Origin of the sequence: Streptomyces sp. NPDC048191, from assembly GCF_040652655.1 — a bacterium.
Classification (GTDB): domain Bacteria; phylum Actinomycetota; class Actinomycetes; order Streptomycetales; family Streptomycetaceae; genus Streptomyces.
On the sequence record NZ_JBEZMO010000007.1, the window covers coordinates 333,906 to 352,350 of the forward strand.

Here is an 18,445-nt window from a genome sequence, read left to right on the forward strand (position 1 = left end):
ACAAATGAGTGCCACACCGCTCAGGTGCTATTCAGTTGTTCTTTCCGACCAGTGCGTAGGTCTGGGTCGCGATCTCCAGTTCTTCATCCGTCGGCACCACGGTCACCGCCACCCGGGCGCCCTGCGGCGAGATCATCCGCGGCTCCCCGGAGCGCACCGCGTTCCGCTCCGGGTCGACGGCCAGGCCCAGCCCCTCCAGGCCCGCGATCGCCGCCTCGCGTACGGGCGCCGCGTTCTCGCCGACCCCGGCCGTGAACGCCACCGCGTCCACGTTCCCGAGCACGGCGTAATAGGCGCCGATGTACTTCTTGAGCCGGTGAATGTAAATGTCGAACGCGAGAGCGGCCTCTTCGTCGCCCTCGTCGATCCGGCGGCGGATCTCCCGCATGTCGTTGTCCCCGCACAGACCGAACAGACCGCTCCTCTTGTTGAGAAGAGTGTCGATCTCGTCCATGGACATATCCCCAACCCGGGCCAAATGGAAGATGACGGCCGGATCCAGATCACCGGAGCGCGTACCCATCACGAGCCCCTCCAAAGGCGTCAGCCCCATGGAGGTGTCCACGCACCGGCCCTTCGCCACCGCCGACGCCGAGGCGCCGTTGCCCAGGTGCAGCACGATCACGTTGACCTCGGACGGGTCCTTGCCGAGCAGCCGTGCCGTCTCCCGGGACACGTACGCGTGCGAGGTGCCGTGGAAGCCGTAGCGGCGGATGCGGTGCCGGTCGGCGATCTTCGGGTCGATCGCGTAGCGCGCCGCCGACTCCGGCATCGTCGTGTGGAAGGCGGTGTCGAAGACGGCGACCTGGGGCAGGTCCGGGCGCAGCGCCCGGGCGGTGCGGATGCCGGTGAGGTTGGCCGGGTTGTGCAGCGGGGCGACCGGGATCAGCCGCTCGATCTCGGCGAGCACCGCGTCGTCGATCACGGTCGGCTCGGTGAAGAACATCCCGCCGTGCACCACCCGGTGTCCGATCGCGGCCAGTTCCGGCGAGTCGAGGCCGAGGCCGTCCCGGGTCAGCTCCTCGGCGACCGCCTTGAGCGCGGCGTCGTGGTCGGCGATCGGCCCGGAGTGCTCGCGGGTGTCGCCGGTGGTGAGGCAGGTGTGCTGGAACCGGGAGGTCTGCTCGCCGATGCGCTCCACCAGGCCGACGGCGAGCCGGCTCTCGTCGCGCATGTCGAGGAGCTGGTACTTCACCGACGAGGAGCCGGAGTTGAGGACGAGGACACGGGACGCGGTCACGGTGGTTTCGATGCTCTCTGTGCTCAGTTGGCGGGCGTCTGGGCCTGGATCGCCGTGATGGCGACGGTGTTCACGATGTCCTGGACGAGCGCGCCCCGGGACAGGTCGTTGACCGGCTTGCGCAGACCCTGCAGGACCGGTCCGACGGCGATCGCGCCGGCCGAGCGCTGCACGGCCTTGTAGGTGTTGTTGCCGGTGTTGAGGTCGGGGAAGATCAGCACGCTGGCCTGCCCGGCGACCTCCGATCCGGGCAGCTTGGTCGCGGCGACGGACGGCTCCACGGCGGCGTCGTACTGGATCGGCCCCTCGATCTTCAGGTCCGGCCGGCGCGAGCGGGCCAGCTCGGTGGCCTCGCGCACCTTGTCGACGTCGGCGCCCGAGCCGGAGGTCCCGGTGGAGTACGACAGCATCGCGATCCTCGGCTCCACGCCGAACCGCGCCGCCGTACCGGCGGACTGGACGGCGATGTCGGCGAGCTGCTCGGCGTTCGGGTCCGGGTTGACCGCGCAGTCGCCGTAGACCAGCACCTTGTCGGCCAGGCACATGAAGAAGACGGACGAGACGATCGACGACTCGGGCCGGGTCTTGATGATCTCGAAAGCGGGCCGGATGGTGGCCGCCGTGGAGTGCACCGAGCCGGACACCATGCCGTCGGCCAGGCCCTCCTGGACCATCAGGGTGCCGAAGTAGTTGACGTCCGAGACGACGTCGTAGGCCAGTTCGACGGTGACGCCCTTGTGGGCGCGCAGCAGCGCGTACTGCTCGGCGAAGGTGTCGCGCAGTTCGGAGGTGGCCGGGTCGATCAGCTGGGTGTCGCCGAGGTCGATGCCGAGGTCGGCGGCCTTCTTGCGGATCAGGTCGACCGGGCCGAGCAGGGTCAGGTCGCACACGCCCCGGCGCAGCAGCACCTCGGCCGCGTGCAGCACCCGCTCCTCGGTGCCCTCCGGCAGCACGACCCGGCGCCTGTCGGAGCGCGCCTGCTCCAGCAGCTTGTGCTCGAACATCATCGGGGTGACCCGGCCGCTGCTCGGCGCCGAGACCCGGCGGGCCAGGTCGGCGGTGTCGGCGTACCGCTCGAACAGACCGAGCGCGGTCTCCGCCTTGCGCGGAGTGGCCGCGGTCATTTTGCCCTCCAGGGAGAAGAGCCGCTCGGCGGTGGGGAAGCTGTTGCCGGTCACCGAGAGTACCGGCGTGCCCGGGGCGAGGCGGGCGGCGAGGGTGAGGATCTCGTGGCTCGGCACCTCGTTCAGGGTGAGCAGGACGCCGGCTATCGGCGGGGTCCCGGCGCTGTGCGCGGCCAGCGAGCCGACGACCAGGTCGGCGCGGTCGCCCGGGGTGACGACCATGCAGCCGGGGGTCAGGGCGCCGAGGAGGTTGGGCAGCATGGCGCCGCCGAAGACGAAGTCCAGCGCGTCCCGGGCGAGACCCGAGTCGTCGCCGAGCAGGACCTTCGCGTCGAGGGCGTGGGCGATCTGGGAGACGGTCGGCGCGGACAGCGCGGGTTCGTCGGGTACGACGTAGCAGGGCACCGGCAGCCGGTTCGCGAGCCGCTCGGCGATCTCGTCGCGGTCCTCGCGGCCCACCCGGTTGGTGACCATCGCCAGCACGTCGCAGCCCAGGCCGTCGTAGGCCCGGTAGGCGTTGCGCGTCTCGGCGAGCACGGACTCGGCGGTCTGCCTGCGGCCGCCGACCACCGGGATCACGGAGGCGCCGAACTCGTTGGCGAGGCGGGCGTTCAGAGAGAGCTCGTCGGGCAGCTGGGTGTCGGCGAAGTCGGTGCCGAGGACGAGCACGACGTCGTAGTCGCGTGCCACCAGGTGGAAGCGGTCGACCAGCGCGGAGACCAGTTCGTCGGTGCCCTGCTCGGCCTGGAGCGCGGACGCCTCGTGGTAGTCCATGCCGTAGACGGTCGCCGGGTCCTGCGCGAGGCGGTACCGCGCCCGCAGCAGCTCGAACAGCCGGTCGGGGCCGTCGTGCACGAGCGGACGGAACACGCCCACCCGGTCGACCTGCCGCGTCAGGAGCTCCATGACCCCCAGCTCCACGACCTGGCGGCCGTCACCGCGGTCGATCCCCGTCACGTACACGCTGCGCGTCACGTGCGCACCTTTCCGTCTCGTCCGTCGCACAAAAATCGCCCACCGAGGTGAGCAGAACCCTCTTGACAATACCCCCGGTGCCGGATAAGGCGCCCGTCAAGTTCCTCATGGCGCCGGAGGACGTGAAACAATCGATAGCGGCTCACCGGTACCGACAGCGAGCAGGAGACACAGCACGATGCGCATCGGAGTTCTCACCGCAGGCGGCGACTGCCCCGGCCTGAACGCCGTGATCCGTTCGGTCGTGCACCGGGCGGTGGCGCAGTACGGCGACGAGGTCATCGGCTTCGAGGACGGCTACCGGGGTCTGCTCGACCGGCACTACCGCACCTTGGACCTGGACGGGGTCAGCGGCATCCTGGCCCGCGGCGGCACCATCCTCGGCTCCTCCCGGCTGGAGCGCGACCGGCTGCGCGAGGCCTGCGAGGGGGCCGCCGACATGGTCGAGGAGTTCGGCATCGACGCGCTGATCCCGATCGGCGGCGAGGGCACGCTGACCGCGGCCCGCATGCTCTCCGATGCGGGTCTGCCGGTCGTCGGCGTGCCCAAGACCATCGACAACGACATCTCCTCCACCGACCGCACCTTCGGCTTCGACACGGCGGTCGGCGTCGCCACCGAGGCGATGGACCGCCTGAAGACGACCGCCGAGTCCCACCAGCGGGTGATGGTCGTCGAGGTCATGGGCCGGCACGCCGGCTGGATCGCCCTGGAGTCCGGCATGGCCGCCGGCGCCCACGGCATCTGCCTGCCCGAGCGGCCCTTCGACCCCGCCCACCTGGTGAAGATGGTCGAGGAGCGCTTCGCCCGCGGCAAGAAGTTCGCCGTCATCTGCGTCGCCGAGGGCGCCCACCCCTCCGAGGGCACCATGGACTACGGCAAGGGCGCGATCGACCAGTACGGCCACGAGCGCTTCCAGGGCATCGGCACGGCGCTCGCGTACGAGCTGGAGCGGCGCCTCGGCAAGGAGGCCAAGCCGGTCATCCTCGGCCACGTCCAGCGCGGCGGCGTACCCACCGCCTACGACCGTGTCCTCGCCACCCGCTTCGGCTGGCACGCCGTCGAGGCCGCCCACCGCGGCGAGTTCGGCAAGATGACCGCGCTGCGCGGCACCGACATCCGGATGGTGCCGCTCGCGGAGGCGGTCACCGAGCTCAAGACGGTGCCCAAGGACCGGATGGACGAGGCCGAGTCGGTCTTCTAGGCCGCCCGGTCCTCCACGCTCTTCCAGAAGTTGGCCACGATCCGGTCCAGGAACTCCCGCCCGGACTCGCTGGCGCTCGTGCTGCCTCCGCCCCAGCTCAGGGTGGAGGCCATGTGCCCCTGGTAGTCCTCGTAGAGCTGCTGCAGCACTTCCTCGACGACGCCCGTGCCCAGGGGCGCCAGCTTGCGCACCGGCCGCACATAGGCCTGCCAGCGGGTGGTCACCGCGCTGTGCAGCAGGTCGGCGAGTTTCGCCTCGCGGCCGGTGACGGCGACGAAGTCGGGCAGCGCGAGGTCCAGCACCTGGGCGAGCGCGGCCGACTGGCGCTCGTTGCCCCGCCACTGCCCGTTCTCCTCCATGCGCAGATAACTGCGCAGGTCCATGTCGACGGCGCGGGCGACGTCCTCGGGCGCGACGGCACGGGCGATGCGGTGCTCGCGCAGGGTCTGCGGCCGGCCGAGGAGTTCACCCGGGGAACACCACAGCACACCGGCCAGGGCGGTGAGTTCGGGGTGGCTGGGGGCGACGGAGCCGCGTTCCCAGGCGACCACCAGATCGGGTGTGACATGGGGCAGCCCGTACGAGGCCCGCATGCCGTAGGCGACGTGCTCGGGTCCCATGCCGAGCGCGGCCCGCAGCCGGCGGGCCGCCGGGGCGTTGAAGGGAGGAGCTGAGGGTTGGCGCACCTCGCACAAGCTAGGGCCACCGTGACGGGATGGCTACGGTCTGTTCGGCCAGGATCACGGATTGTCGGAACGTACAGTTCCGGCCGTTCGGTATGTAACGGACGGAATACCCTTCCGGCTCACCCCTTGACCACCCCGCAGTCCTGGCCGTGTCCGGTGTCTACCGCCCCTGCGGAACCCACCGGTAGACCAACTCCGGTCTGCCCACCTGTCCGTACACCGGCTCCCGCCCGGCCCGACCGGCCTCCACCAGGTGCTCCAGGTACCGCCGGGCGGTGATCCGGGAGATGCCCACCGTCTCGGCCAGCGCCGCCGCCGTGAGGCCTTCCGCCGCCTCACGCAGGGCGCCCGTCACCCGCTCCAGCGTCGGCCCGCTCAGCCCCTTCGGCAGCGCGGCCGGCGTCGGCGCGCGCAGGGCCGCCAGCGCGCGGTCCACCTCGTCCTGGCCGCTCGCCTCGCCGGCCGCCGCACGGAACTCGGCGTAGCGCACAAGGCGGTCCCTCAGCGTCGCGAAGGTGAACGGTTTCAGCACGTACTGGACGACCCCCAGCGAGACGCCCTCCCGCACCACCGCCAGGTCCCGCGCCGACGTCACCGCTATCACGTCCGCGTGATGCCCCGCCGCGCGCAGCGAGCGGGCCAGCTGCAGCCCGTGCACGTCCGGCAGGTGCAGGTCCAGCAGCAGCAGGTCCACGGGTGCGCGGTCCAGGAAACGGCGCGCCTCCGCGCCCGTGTGTGCCTTGCCGACCGCGACGAACCCCGGCACCCGGCCGACATACATGACATGCGCGTCGGCGGCCACGGGGTCGTCCTCGACCACCAGGACGCGGATGGGCCGCTGCTCGTTCGTCATCTGCCGCCACCCGTGGGTGCGGGCAGCGGCAACCGGACCTCGAATACCGCTCCCCCCTCGCCGTCCTCGTCGGACTCCGCCACCGTCAACGTGCCCTCGTGACGGTTCACCGCCTGCCGGACCAGGGCCAGTCCGAGGCCCCGGCCGCCGGGACCGGCCGGCTTCGTCGAGAACCCCCGTTGGAATACCAGGTCGGCGTGGTCCGGGTCGACACCGGGGCCGGTGTCGGACACCCGCAGCACCACCGCGGTGTCCGAGGCGTACGCCGTCACGGTCACCCGTGCCCGGACGCTGCCCTGCGCCGCGTCGACCGCGTTGTCGATCAGGTTGCCGAGGATGGTGACGAGGTCCCGCGCGGGCAGGTCGTCCGCGAGCAGGCCGTCGTCGAGGCGGCTGTCCGGGGACACCACCAGTTCCACACCCCGCTCGTTGGCCTGGGCCGTCTTGCCCAGCAGCAGGGCCGCGAGCACCGGTTCGCCGACCGCCGCGACCACCTGGTCGGTCAGGGCCTGGGCCAACTCCAGTTCCGCCGTGGCGAACTCCACCGCCTCCCCGGCCCGGCCCAGTTCGATCAGCGACACCACCGTGTGCAGCCGGTTCGCCGCCTCGTGCGCCTGCGAGCGCAGGGCCTGGGTGAAGCCCCGCTCCGAGTCCAACTCGCCCATCAGTGACTGCAGTTCGGTCACATCGCGGAGGGTGACCACCGTGCCGCGGCGCTCTCCGCCGGACACCGGGGAGGTGTTCACCACCAGCACCCGGGACGCCGTCGGATGCACCTCGTCCACCCGGGGTTCCGAGGACAGCAGCGCGCCGGTCAGCGGGGCCGGCAGGCCCAGATCGGCGACGGAGCGGCCGATCACCTCCTCCTCGGTGCCGACGCCGAGCAACTCACGCCCGCCGTCGTTGATCAGCGCCACCCTGTACTGCCCGTCCAGCATCAGCAGCCCCTCGCGGACCGCGTGCAGCGCCGCCTGGTGGTAGTCGTGCATCCGGCTCAGCTCGGTGGCGTTCATGCCGTGGGTGTGGCGGCGCAGCCGGGCGTTGATGACGTAGGTGCCGACCGCGCCTAGCAGCAGGGTCGCACCGGCGACGCCGAGCAGGGCCGTGACCTGGTTCTGGACCCGCTCGCTGATCGTCTCCACCTTGATGCCGGCGCTCACCAGGCCGACGATGCGGCCGTGGTCGTTCACCGGGGTCACGGCGCGGACGGACGCGCCGAGCGTGCCGGTGTAGGTCTCGGTGAAGCTGTGGCCGTGCTGGGCGGGGGCGATCGTGCCGAGGAACGGTTTACCGATCTGTTTCGGGTCGGGGTGGGTCCAGCGGATCCCGGACGGGGTCATGATCGTGACGAAGTCGACGTTCGCGTCCCGCATGACCTGGAGGGCGTACGGCTGCAGGAGTGCGGACGGGTCGCTGGTCCCGATGGCCGCGCGGACCGAGGGGGAGTCGGCGATGGAGCGGGCCACCGCGGTGGCCTGCCGGGCGGCCGCGTCCTCGGCCTGGTTCCTGTCGCTGACATAGGTGAACAGCGCGTAACCGGCCACGACCACCGCTATCAGCACGGCCTGCATGGCGAACAGCTGGCCTGCCAGGCTGCGCGGGCGGGGGAGGGGCGGAAGGCGCATGTCAGCAGTGTGCCTCCCCGGTTCAGCGTGAACTAAATGAACGGAAGGGTGACCGCCCTCACAGGCCGGGAGATAGTCACCGCATCCCCCACAACCCCCGGACGTGAGCCGCACGCCGGTGATGCCGACGAAGACGTCAAGGAGGGCACCCGTGGCCGCCAGCACCCCCGATACGGCACCCGCCGTACCCCGCGTGAAGCGGGACCGCACCCATCTCCTCTACATCGCGGTGATCGTCGCGGTTGCCCTCGGTATCGCCGTCGGGTTCGCCGCGCCGGACTTCGCCAAGGAGCTCAAGCCGCTCGGCACGGGCTTCGTGAACTTGATCAAGATGATGATCACGCCGGTCATCTTCTGCACCATCGTCACCGGAGTCGGGTCGATCCGCAGCGCCGCGAAGGTCGGCAAGCTGGGCGGGCTCGCGCTCACGTACTTCATCGGCATGTCGTTCGTGGCGCTCGCCATCGGCCTGGTGGTCGGCAACGTCCTCCACCCGGGTGCGGGCATGCACCTCACCGAGGCGGCCAAGCAGGCCGGCCACACCCAGGCCGCGAGCGGCAGCGAGGGCCTCGTCGACTTCCTGATGAGCATCATCCCGACCACGTTCGTCTCCGCCTTCACGGGTGGCGTCGTGCTGCAGACGCTGCTCGTGGCGCTGCTGGTCGGCTTCGCGGTGCAGGCGATGGGCACGTCCGGGGAGCCGGTCCTGCGGGGCATCGGGCACATCCAGAAGCTGGTCTTCCGGGTCCTGTCGATGATCATGTGGGCGGCGCCGGTGGGCGCGTTCGGTGCCATCGCGGCGGTCGTCGGCGAGACCGGCGTCGAGGCGCTGAAGGCCCTCGGCTCGATCATGCTGGCCTTCTACATCACCTGTGTGCTCTTCGTCGGCCTGATCCTCGGCCCGGTGCTGTGGTTCGTCGCCAAGGTCAACATCCTGAAGCTGCTGCGCTACCTCGGCCGCGAGTTCCTGCTCATCCTGTCGACCTCGTCGTCCGACACCGCCCTGCCGCGCCTGATCGCCAAGATGGAGCACCTTGGTGTGAGCCGCCCGGTCGTCGGCATCACCGTGCCGACCGGCTACTCCTTCAACCTCGACGGCACCATGATCTACCTGACCATGGCGTCCCTGTTCATCGCCGACGCCCTGGGCCAGCCGCTGCACCTGGGCGAGCAGATCACCCTGCTGCTGTTCATGATGGTCGCGTCCAAGGGCGCCGCGGGCGTCTCCGGTGCCGGTCTCGCCACCCTGGCCGGCGCACTCCAGTCGCACCGGCCGGCCCTGGTCGACGGCGTCGGCCTCATCGTCGGCATCGACCGCTTCATGAGCGAGGCCCGCGCGCTGACGAACTTCGCGGGCAACGCGGTGGCCACGGTGCTGATCGGCTCCTGGACCAAGGAGATCGACATGGCCCGGGTGGAGCGGGTCCTGTCGGGCGAGCTGCCGTTCGACGAGGCCACGCTGCTGGACGAGGGCCAGGGGACGGTCGCCGGGCTTCCCGAGCCCAGGGAAGAGGAGCTGGCCAAGGCCTGATCCACCGGAACCCCCGGACGTCCGGCCCCGCCTGAACCCGGGCCGGGCGTCCGGAACCGGTGGACAAGTCGGGCGGGCGCCCGTTTCCCGCCTCCATCCACTACCGTGCCGATCCGGATCATCCGGAACGGCACGTTCGTCTGTGGCGTCAGTACGTGTGAGTCAGTACGAGTATGGAGGCACCGGGGGAATGAAGATCGACTGGGACCGGCGGACCTGCGCGCGCAAGGGGCACGTGACCTACGCGCCCGACGACCCCCGGCTGCGCCTGCGGCTGCACGCCGAGACGGCCCTCGGAGAGGTGTGGCGCTGTCTGCGCTGCGGCGACTTCGTGCTGGGTGAGCCGCACGGCTCCGGACCGGCCGACGACGCGCCGCTGGTGCCGCGCGGCAAGGTGCTGCGGGACCTGTTCATCCTGCGCTTCCTCGCCGTCGAGCGGGCCGTGCGAGGGGTGTTCATCGTGCTCGTCGCGGTCGCGGTGTGGAAGTTCAGCAACAGCCAGGACGCCGTGCGCCGGCTCTTCAACGAGAACCTGGACGTCTTCCGCCCGGTCTTCCGGCACTTCCACTACGACCTCGACCACTCGCCGGTCGTCGGCTCCATCCAGAAGGCGTTCGGCTACAAGCACTCCACGCTGCTGCTGGTCGCCGCCCTGCTGCTCGCCTACGCGCTGATCGAGCTGGTGGAGGCGGTCGGCCTCTGGTACGCCAAGCGCTGGGCGGAGTACCTGACGGTCGTCGCGACCGCCGCCTTCCTGCCGCTGGAGATCTACGAACTCTCCGAGAAGGTCAGCTATCTGAAGATCGTCACCCTCGTCCTCAACATCCTGGCGGTCCTCTACATCGCCCTGGCCAAGCGCCTGTTCGGCCTGCGCGGCGGCCGCCGCAAGTTCGAGGAGGAGCGGCACAGCGCGTCCCTGCTGGAGGTGGAGGAGTCGGCGGGGGTCGCCGTCGGCTGACGCCGTCCCCGCTGCCCGGCCCGGCCGCCCCCGGCGGCCGGCCTTGCCTTGACGCCCACGTCAACACCTACGGTCGTAGGCATGCGAATCGGCGAGCTGGCCGCACGGGCCGGGACCACCACCCGCACCCTGCGCTACTACGAGGCACGCGGGCTGCTGCCGGCCCGGCGTGACGGCAACGGACACCGCTGGTACGACGAGGACGACCTGAGGCTGCTGGAGCAGATCCGGACGCTGCAGGACTTCGGGTTCGAGCTGGAGGAGACGCGGCCCTTCGTGGAGTGTCTGCGCGCCGGCCACCCGGAGGGCGACTCCTGCCCGGCCTCGCTCCAGGTCTACCGGCGCAAGCTGGACGAGCTGGACGCGCTCATCGGGCAGCTCAAGGCGGTGCGGGAGACCGTCGCCGGGCAGCTGCGGCGGGCCGAGCTGGCCCGTGACGAGCTGGCCGCCGAGGCGCTGGTTCCGGGGGGCCCGGAGCCCGCATGCGAACTGGGAGGGCTTGCGCGATGAGCTTGGTGAGCGGACTGGCCGAGGTGACGGACGCGGATTTCGACACGGAGGTGAAGGGCTCGGACCTGCCGGTGCTGGTGGAGTTCACGGCCGACTGGTGCGGGCCGTGCCGGCAGCTCGCGCCGGTGCTGAAGGACATCGCCTTCGAGGAGGGCGACCGGCTGAAGATCGTACAGCTCGACGTGGACCGCAATCCGCGGACGACCATCGCCTACGGGGTCCTGTCGACGCCGACCCTGATGGTGTTCCGCAACGGTGAGCCGGTGCGGTCGATGGTGGGGGCGCGGCCCAAGCGGCGCCTCCTGGAAGAACTGGCCGACGTACTGTAAAGCGCGGCCGCCCACGAAAAAATCCCCTGAGCAATTGCGCTCGGGGGATTTCTGTGCGTATATTCAATGGTTCGCGACTTCCATTCGGATGTTTCGAAAAGGGTCGCGGTGAAGTTCAACGAGCACAGTATATCCGGGCGGGAGCGGAATTGTCAAACACCGAATTTCCGGACGATGAATTGCGCCACGAGCAGGAATTCATCGACGGACTGTACGCGCGCGTGGACGTCCTGCGCGGCGCCGCCGAGTCCTCGGTCGCGGACGCGCTCGCCCAGGGCGACAAGCCCATGCAGGCCCGGCTGGAGCGGGACATCCTGGTCGCCGAACGCTCGGGGCTGCTCGCCGCGCTGAACGCCGTCGACGGCTCGCTCTGCTTCGGCCGGATCGACCTGGCCGACGGCGCCGCCCACCACATCGGCCGGATCGGACTGCGCGAGGACGACGCCGAGCGCACCCCGGTCCTCATCGACTGGCGGGCCCACGTCGCACGCCCCTTCTACCTGGCCACCGGTCACACCCCGATGGGCCTGCGCCGCCGCCGGCACATCGCCACCGAGGGCCGGACCGTGACCTCCCTGCACGACGAGATCCTCGACCTCGGCGACGCCACCCGCACCGGCTACGAGGACCACAGCGGCGACGACGTGCTGCTGGCCGCGCTCAACAGCGCGCGCACCGGCCGCATGAGCGACATCGTGCAGACCATCCAGGCCGAGCAGGACGAGATCATCCGGGCACCGTACCGCGGGGTGCTGGTGGTCGAGGGCGGCCCCGGCACCGGCAAGACGGCGGTCGCGCTGCACCGCGCCGCCTACCTGCTCTACGAGTACCGCGAACTGCTGGCCCGCCGGGCCGTGCTGATCGTCGGCCCCAATCCGGCCTTCCTCGGCTACATCGGCGAGGTGCTGCCCTCCCTCGGCGAGACCGGCGTGCTGCTGGCCACGGTCGGCGAGCTGTTCCCCGGCGTGAAGGCGACCGCCACCGACACGCCCGAGGCGGCCGCCGTGAAGGGCCGCGCCGACATGGCCGACGTGCTCGCCGCCGTCGTCCGCGACCGGCAGGCCCTGCCCGACCCGGTCATCGCGATCGAGCACGACCGCGAGGTCCTGATGCTCGACGACGGCCTGGTCTCCGTCGCCCGCGAGCGCACCCGCGCCGCCAAGCTGCCGCACAACGCCGCCCGCGAGCACTTCGAGGGCCACATCCTCAACACCCTCACCGAGCTGTACGCCGAACGCGTGGGCACCGACCCGTACGACGGCAGCAGCCTGCTCGACCCCTCCGACATCACCCAGATCCGCGACGAGATCGCCGAGAACCCCGAGGTGTGGGCCGCCGTCGACCAGCTGTGGCCCCGGCTCACCCCGCAGCGGCTCCTCGCCGACTTCCTCGCCGAACCGGGCGGATACCTGAGCGACGAGGACGCGGCCGCCGTCCGGCGCCCGGTGACGCGCGCCTGGACCGTCGCCGACGTCCCGCTGCTGGACGAGGCGGCCGAACTCCTCGGTGAGGACGACCGGTTGGCCCGGGCCCGTGCGGAACGCGAGCGCGAGACGCAGATCGCCTACGCGCAGGGCGTCCTGGACGTGTCGTACGCCTCCCGGACGTACGAGTTCGAGGACAAGGACGACGACGATTCCGAGGTGCTGTCCGCGCACGACATCATCGACGCCGAGCGTTTCGCCGAGCGGCAGGAGGAGGCGGACCACCGCAGCGCCGCCGAGCGGGCGGCGGCCGACCGCACCTGGGCGTTCGGCCACATCATCGTCGACGAGGCGCAGGAGCTGTCGCCGATGGCCTGGCGGCTGCTGATGCGGCGCAGCCCGACCCGCTCGATGACCCTGGTCGGCGACCCGGCCCAGACCGCCGAGGCGGCCGGCGTCGGCTCCTGGGCGGACATCCTCGCGCCCTATGTCGAGGACCGCTGGGAGCACACCCGCCTGGGCGTCAACTACCGCACCCCGGCCGAGATCATGGAGCTGGCCGCGGCCGTGGTCCGCGCCGAGAACCCGGACTTCGAGCCGCCGAGCTCGGTCCGCGCCACCGGGGTACGGCCCTGGGTGCGGCGGGCCGACGGCGACCTGCCCGAGGCCGTGGCCAAGGCCGTCGCCGAACTCACCCCGGACGAGGGCCGCCTCGCGGTCATCGCCCCGCGCGCGCTGCATCGCTCCCTGGCCACCCGGCTGGACGGCGTCACGGCGGGCGCCGAGCCCGATCTGACCCGCACGGTCGTCCTGCTCGACCCGCGCCAGGCCAAGGGCCTCGAATTCGACTCGGTCCTGGTGGTCGAGCCGGGCGACTACGGCACGAGCGACCTGTACGTCGCCCTGACCCGGGCCACGCAACGGCTCGGGGTCCTGTACACCCACGGGCTGCCCAAGGCGCTGGCCGCGGGCGTCACGGGGACGTAGCGGGGCCGGCGCCGGGCGACGGGCGGCGGGTGGCTCGGGTGCAGCGAGGAGGCCAGGGGCTCCAGCGACGCGCACAGCTCGGCCGGGAAGCCCCGGGTCCCTGCGCTGCACCGCCGTGCAGCCCCCGGCCGCGCTCCCGAAGAACGGCTCCCAGCCGGAGCGCTTCGCGCGGAAGAAGTAGCGGTCGCCGAGGCGGGACGTGCAGGCGGAGCTCTTGGTGTTCGGCTCCCCGGACCTCGACCGGAGGTCGGGGTGCACCGGGGAGCGGACGGCCACGGTCCGGGTACGGCTGCCCGAGCCGCTTGGCCGGCGGGAGCTGGTGGTCGACGACTACACGGTCTTCACCGCCGACGGCGCCACGCCGACCGCGCTGCGGCGGTGCGGGCGGCTCGGCTGCCACCCGCCGGCCACCGGCTGCACCACCGCCTCCTAGGTGACCTGCACATGGACGGTCCCCGGCACGGCGCCGTACGTGGCGTCGGTGTCCACCGCCTTGAAATCCCGCACGCGGGGGCGCTCGCCGCCGGGCACCTTCGCGTCGAGGGTCGGCGTGCGGTGGTCGGCGCCGAGCCGGGCGGCGGTGACCGCGGAGGGCTCGCCGAGGGTCCACGGGATCGGCCCGGTCTCCGTGGCGGACGCCCCTTCGGCCACCCGGGTGCCGCAGCCGCCCAGCAGCAAGGCGGCGACGGCACACCGCAGGGCGGTCACTGGCCTCCAGGGTCGCACGTGCCTCAATCCCCCCGTGGCGCACCGACGTTGGTCCGGGGGCACTGCAGGCGCGTGCCGCCCGGTCAGGCGGGCCGGAGCCAGACCGTGGCGAGCGGGGGCAGGGTCAGGTGGATGCTCGCCGGGCGGCCGTGCCATCCCCGGGGCTCGGGTTTGATGACGTCGGGGTTGGTGACATCGCCTCCGCCGTACCGCGCGGCGTCCGTGTTCAGCGACTCGTGCCAGGCCGGCACGTCCTCGGGGACCCCGAGCCGGTAGTCGTGCCGGACCACCGGGGACATGTGGGAGACCGCGAGGAGCGGGGTGCCGTCGGCGTCCAGACGCAGGAAGGCGAAGACGTTGTCGTCCGCCGCGTCCCCGCTGATCCACTGGAAACCCGACGGATCGGTGTCCCGCTGCCACAGGGCCGGGGTCGCCCGGTACAGCGCGTTCAGGTCCCGTACGAGATTCCGTACGCCCCGATGATCGGCCTCGGCGCCGTAGGACGGGTCGAGCAGCCACCAGTCGGGGCCGTGCGCCTCGGACCACTCGGCGCCCTGGGCGAACTCCTGGCCCATGAACAGCAGTTGCTTGCCCGGGTGGGCCCACATGAAGCCGAGGTAGGCGCGGTGGTCGGCGCGCTGCTGCCACCAGTCGCCGGGCATCTTCGACACCAGGGACCGCTTGCCGTGCACGACCTCGTCGTGGGAGACGGGCAGGACGTAGTTCTCGCTGTACGCGTACACCATCGAGAAGGTCATCTCGTGGTGGTGGTACTTGCGGTGCACCGGCTCGTGGCTCATGTACTCCAGCGAGTCGTGCATCCAGCCCATGTTCCACTTCAGGCCGAAGCCGAGACCGCCGAAGCCGCTCGGGCCCTTGTGGTGGGTGGGGCGGGTGACGCCGTCCCAGGCCGTGGACTCCTCGGCGATCGTGACCACGCCCGGGCAGCGCCGGTAGACCGTGGCGTTCATCTCCTGCAGGAAGGCCACCGCGTCCAGGTTCTCCCGGCCGCCGTGCTCGTTCGGGGTCCACTGACCCGCCTCGCGCGAGTAGTCCAGGTAGAGCATGGAGGCCACCGCGTCCACCCGCAGGCCGTCGATGTGGAACTCCTCGCACCAGTACACGGCGTTGGCCACCAGGAAGTTGCGCACCTCGCGGCGGCCGAAGTCGAACTCCAGGGTGCCCCAGTCCGGATGGGCGGCGCGCAGCGGATCGTGGTGCTCGTACAGCGGGCGCCCGTCGAACTCGGCCAGCGCCCAGTCGTCGCGCGGGAAGTGCGCCGGCACCCAGTCCATCAGCACGCCGATGCCGGCCTGGTGCAGCCGGTCCACCAGGTACTTGAAGTCGTCCGGGGTGCCGAGGCGGGCCGTCGGCGCGTAGAAGCCGGTGACCTGGTAGCCCCAGGAGCCGCCGAAGGGGTGCTCGGCGACCGGCATCAGCTCCACGTGGGTGAAGCCCATCTCCGTCACGTACGCCGGAAGCTGGTCGGCCAGCTGCCGGTAGGTCAGCCCCGGGCGCCAGGACGGCAGGTGCACCTCGTAGACGGAGAAGGGGGCCTCGTGCACGGGGGTGTCGGCCCGGTGCGCCATCCACTCCGCGTCGGCCCACTCGTGGTGCGAGGCGTGCACGATCGACGCGGTCGCCGGCGGGGCCTCGGTGCGGCGGGCCAGCGGATCGGCGCGCAGGGTGCGCGAGCCGTCCGGGCGGGTGATCTCGAACTTGTACGCCTCGCCCTCGCCGACCCCCGGCACGAACAGCTCCCACACCCCGGAGGAGCCCAGCGAGCGCATCGGGAAGCCGGTCCCGTCCCAGAAGTTGAAGGTCCCCGCGACCCGCACGCCCCGCGCGTCGGGCGCCCACACCGCGAACCGCGTGCCGGTCACGCCCTGCCGGGTGGTGACGTGCGCGCCGAGCGCCCGCCACAGCTGCTCGTGCCGGCCCTCGCCGATCAGGTGCAGGTCCAGCTCGCCGAGCGTGGGCAGGAAACGGTAGGCGTCCTCGGTGTCCAGGACGTTCCCCTCGTACGCCACCAGCAGCCGGTACTCCGGTACGCCATCGAGCGGCAGCAGTCCCGAGAAGAACCCGTCGCCGTCGTCGTGCAGCTCGGCCCGCAGCTCGTCGGTGACCACCGTGACCGACAGCGCGTACGGCCGCAGGGCCCGGAAGACGACGCCGCCGGGCACCGGGTGCGCGCCCAGGACCGCGTGCGGGTCGTGGTGGGTGCCGTGCAGCAGCCGTTCCCGGTCGGCGGAAGGTACGGCGGCCGCCGGCCGCTCGTGCGTCGGCACCTCCTGCTTCGGCACCTCCTGCGTCGGCACCTCCTGCTTCGGCACCTCCTGCGTCGGCACCTCCTGCGTCGGCACCTCCTGCTTCGGCACCTCCTGCTTCGGCACCTCCTGCTTCGGAACCTTCTTCTCCTCGGTCCTGTTGTGCTTCTTGCCCTTCGCGGTCACGGACGAGCCTCCTGGTCGGACACGGCGAGGCGACGGATCGCCGACAGCGGGACGGGGAGCCAGTCGGGGCGGTGCCGGGCCTCGTAGACGGTCTCGTAGACCGCCTTGTCGGTCTCGAAGGCCCGCAGCAGCTCCGGCTCGCCGCGCGGGTCGCGGCCGGCCACCTCCGCGTACCCGGAGCAGTACGCGGCCCGGCAGGTCGCCGCCCAGTCGGGGTCGGGCGGGACCGCCGAGTGGGCCGCGTAGTCGAAGGAGCGGAGCATCCCCGCGATGTCCCGCACCGGCGGCTGCGGCAGGCGCCGTTCGGCCGGCGGCCGGGCCGGCTCGCCCTCGAAGTCGATCAGCGACCACTCCCCGGAAGGGGAGCGCAGGCACTGGCCGAGGTGCAGGTCGCCGTGGATCCGCTGGGCGGTCCAGGTGCGGCCGCCGGTGGCGAGGTCGGCCAGCGCCCGGTAGGCCGAGCGCAGCCCGCTCGCGTAGGGCCGCAGACCGGGCACCGCCTGCACGGCCGCCGCCAGCCGCTCGGTCATCCCTTCGGCCAGCGCCTGCAGCTGCACATGGCCGAGGGTGACCGTCGGCAGGGCGCGGGCCAGCGTGGTGTGCACCTCGGCGGTGGCGCGGCCCAGCGCCCGCGCCTCGGCGGCGAAGTCCTCGCCCTTGGCCAGCTCGCGCAGCGCCAGCTCCCAGCCGTCGCTCGCCCCGCTGACGAAGGGCTGGAGCACCGCCAGGACGTACGGCTCGGCGTCGATCTCGGCGTGCAGCCAGGCGGTCGGCGCGGGCACCCTGGGGCAGCCCTCACGCGCCAGCGCCAGGGGTATCTCCAGGTCGGGGTTGACGCCGGGCACCACCCGGCGCAACAGCTTCAGGATAAACGTATCGCCGTACACCACCGACGAGTTGGACTGCTCGGCGGTCATCAGCCGTGCCACCAGGCCCTCGCGGATGTCCTGGCGCGGGTCCCGCTCGAAACGCAGCCCGCCGATGCGGGCCCGGGTGCGCAGGGCCTCCAGGAGCACCTCGGCGGGCCGGGGGTCGTACAGGGCCTCGTACACCGTGCGTCCGGCGAGCGGCCCTTCCTCCACATGTCCGATCAGCGCGGGCGCCAGCCGGGGCGGCAGCGCCTCGCGCACGCCTATGAGGAGCTGGTAGCAGTCGCCCGGGTGGGGCTCGGCGCCCGGCGCGGACGGCTGGTGGACACGCAGCAGCAGGTGGTACAGGCCTAGCCGGCCGTCGGGCGGCAGCAGTTCGGTGGCGGCCACGGGGGTGAACCCGGTGACCGGGCGGCCCTTGCCGGCGAACCAGCGCTGCCTCGGCAGCCACTCGCGCAACAAGGGGTCGAGCGAGGCGAGGAACGAGGGGGTGGTGACCGTTTCCGCCATGGGCGTCACGTCCTTTCCCCGGAGCGTCGGGGTGTTACTGATGCGTGCCCCGGGTGGGACGGTGGAAACCGCCCCACCCACGGGGCCCTACGCCACGTCCCGGCGCAGCCGGAACCAGTAGAAGCCGTGCCCCGCGAGGGTCAGCAGGTACGGCAGCTCGCCGATCGCCGGGAAGCGGACCCCGCCGAACAGCTCGACCGGGTGCCGCCCGCCGAACCGGCTCAGGTCCAGCTCCGTCGGCTGGGCGAAGCGGGAGAAGTTGTGGACGCAGAGCACGAGGTCGTCCTCGTACTCGCGCAGGAAGGCGAGCACCGCCGGGTTGGTGGACTGCAGCTCGTTGTAGGACCCCAGTCCGAAGGCAGGATTCTGCTTGCGGATCTCGATCATGCGCCGCGTCCAGTGCAGCAGCGAGGAGGGCGAGGACATGGACGCCTCGACGTTGGTGACCTGGTAGCCGTA

Annotated in this window: 15 protein-coding genes and 1 pseudogene; 7 read left to right on the top strand and 9 right to left on the bottom strand. The window is 71.6% G+C overall.

What is annotated here, in order from left to right:
* Nucleotides 1-31: 31 nt before the first annotated feature.
* On the bottom strand, nt 32-1,240 hold the full coding sequence (locus AB0D93_RS15430; RefSeq protein WP_362119076.1) for an acetate kinase: 1,209 nt from the start codon (nt 1,238-1,240) through the stop codon (nt 32-34).
* 23 nt (nt 1,241-1,263) lie between these two features.
* A complete protein-coding gene (gene pta, locus AB0D93_RS15435) occupies nt 1,264-3,339 on the bottom strand; it encodes a phosphate acetyltransferase (RefSeq protein ID WP_362119079.1) in 2,076 nt (691 codons plus the stop codon).
* Nucleotides 3,340-3,517: 178 nt separating this feature from the next.
* On the opposite strand from pta, the gene AB0D93_RS15440 reads away from it, so the two are divergent.
* Nucleotides 3,518-4,543, top strand: a complete 1,026-nt coding sequence (locus tag AB0D93_RS15440; RefSeq protein WP_362119082.1) for an ATP-dependent 6-phosphofructokinase — start codon at nt 3,518-3,520, stop codon at nt 4,541-4,543.
* Here AB0D93_RS15440 and AB0D93_RS15445 read toward each other — a convergent pair.
* The 3 genes from AB0D93_RS15445 to AB0D93_RS15455 all read right to left on the bottom strand — a co-directional run bounded on the left by AB0D93_RS15445 (nt 4,540) and on the right by AB0D93_RS15455 (nt 7,707).
* Nucleotides 4,540-5,229 (bottom strand): helix-turn-helix transcriptional regulator, encoded by a 690-nt coding sequence (locus tag AB0D93_RS15445; protein ID WP_362119085.1) that lies wholly within the window; start codon nt 5,227-5,229, stop codon nt 4,540-4,542. The two genes, AB0D93_RS15440 and AB0D93_RS15445, sit on opposite strands and share 4 nt — an antisense overlap.
* Nucleotides 5,230-5,389: 160 nt before the next feature.
* Entirely contained in the window at nt 5,390-6,082 is a 693-nt protein-coding gene (locus AB0D93_RS15450) for a response regulator (protein WP_362119088.1), read from the bottom strand.
* Nucleotides 6,079-7,707 carry a sensor histidine kinase gene (locus AB0D93_RS15455; RefSeq protein WP_362119091.1) on the bottom strand — a complete coding sequence of 543 codons (1,629 nt, stop codon included), beginning with the start codon at nt 7,705-7,707 and terminating at the stop codon, nt 6,079-6,081. Before AB0D93_RS15455 ends, AB0D93_RS15450 begins: the two co-directional genes overlap by 4 nt.
* A 151-nt stretch (nt 7,708-7,858) precedes the next feature.
* Here AB0D93_RS15455 and AB0D93_RS15460 point away from each other — a divergent pair, with 151 nt between their 5' ends.
* From AB0D93_RS15460 to AB0D93_RS15485, 6 genes and pseudogenes are all read left to right on the top strand, one after another.
* A complete protein-coding gene (locus AB0D93_RS15460; protein ID WP_362119094.1) occupies nt 7,859-9,238 on the top strand; it encodes a cation:dicarboxylase symporter family transporter in 1,380 nt (459 codons plus the stop codon).
* Between the two features lie 190 nt (nt 9,239-9,428).
* Nucleotides 9,429-10,196, top strand: coding sequence for a DUF2127 domain-containing protein (locus tag AB0D93_RS15465; RefSeq protein WP_362119097.1), 768 nt, complete (start codon nt 9,429-9,431; stop codon nt 10,194-10,196).
* 81 nt (nt 10,197-10,277) lie between these two features.
* Nucleotides 10,278-10,706 carry a MerR family transcriptional regulator gene (locus tag AB0D93_RS15470; protein WP_362119100.1) on the top strand — a complete coding sequence of 143 codons (429 nt, stop codon included), beginning with the start codon at nt 10,278-10,280 and terminating at the stop codon, nt 10,704-10,706.
* Nucleotides 10,703-11,035: a thioredoxin gene (gene trxA, locus AB0D93_RS15475; protein WP_362119103.1), complete on the top strand. Its 333-nt coding sequence runs from the start codon at nt 10,703-10,705 to the stop codon at nt 11,033-11,035. Before AB0D93_RS15470 ends, trxA begins: the two co-directional genes overlap by 4 nt.
* Nucleotides 11,036-11,166: 131 nt before the next feature.
* Nucleotides 11,167-13,446 carry a UvrD-helicase domain-containing protein gene (locus AB0D93_RS15480; RefSeq protein WP_362119174.1) on the top strand — a complete coding sequence of 760 codons (2,280 nt, stop codon included), beginning with the start codon at nt 11,167-11,169 and terminating at the stop codon, nt 13,444-13,446.
* Between the two features lie 199 nt (nt 13,447-13,645).
* A pseudogene (locus tag AB0D93_RS15485) lies at nt 13,646-13,876 on the top strand (hypothetical protein); the annotation flags it as partial.
* Here AB0D93_RS15485 and AB0D93_RS15490 read toward each other — a convergent pair.
* From AB0D93_RS15490 to AB0D93_RS15505, 4 genes are all read right to left on the bottom strand, one after another.
* A complete protein-coding gene (locus tag AB0D93_RS15490; protein WP_362119106.1) occupies nt 13,876-14,154 on the bottom strand; it encodes a hypothetical protein in 279 nt (92 codons plus the stop codon). The pseudogene AB0D93_RS15485 and the gene AB0D93_RS15490 sit on opposite strands and share 1 nt — an antisense overlap.
* Before the next feature lie 83 nt (nt 14,155-14,237).
* The gene (glgB, locus tag AB0D93_RS15495) at nt 14,238-16,457 is read right to left on the bottom strand and encodes a 1,4-alpha-glucan branching enzyme (RefSeq protein ID WP_362119177.1); all 2,220 of its coding nucleotides are present in this window, start codon (nt 16,455-16,457) and stop codon (nt 14,238-14,240) included.
* A gap of 146 nt (nt 16,458-16,603) precedes the next feature.
* Entirely contained in the window at nt 16,604-17,986 is a 1,383-nt protein-coding gene (locus AB0D93_RS15500; RefSeq protein WP_362119109.1) for a maltokinase, read from the bottom strand.
* An 87-nt stretch (nt 17,987-18,073) separates the two neighbouring features.
* Nucleotides 18,074-18,445, bottom strand: a 372-nt coding sequence (locus AB0D93_RS15505) for an alpha-glucosidase C-terminal domain-containing protein (protein WP_362119112.1), incomplete at its 5' end; no start/stop codon positions are given.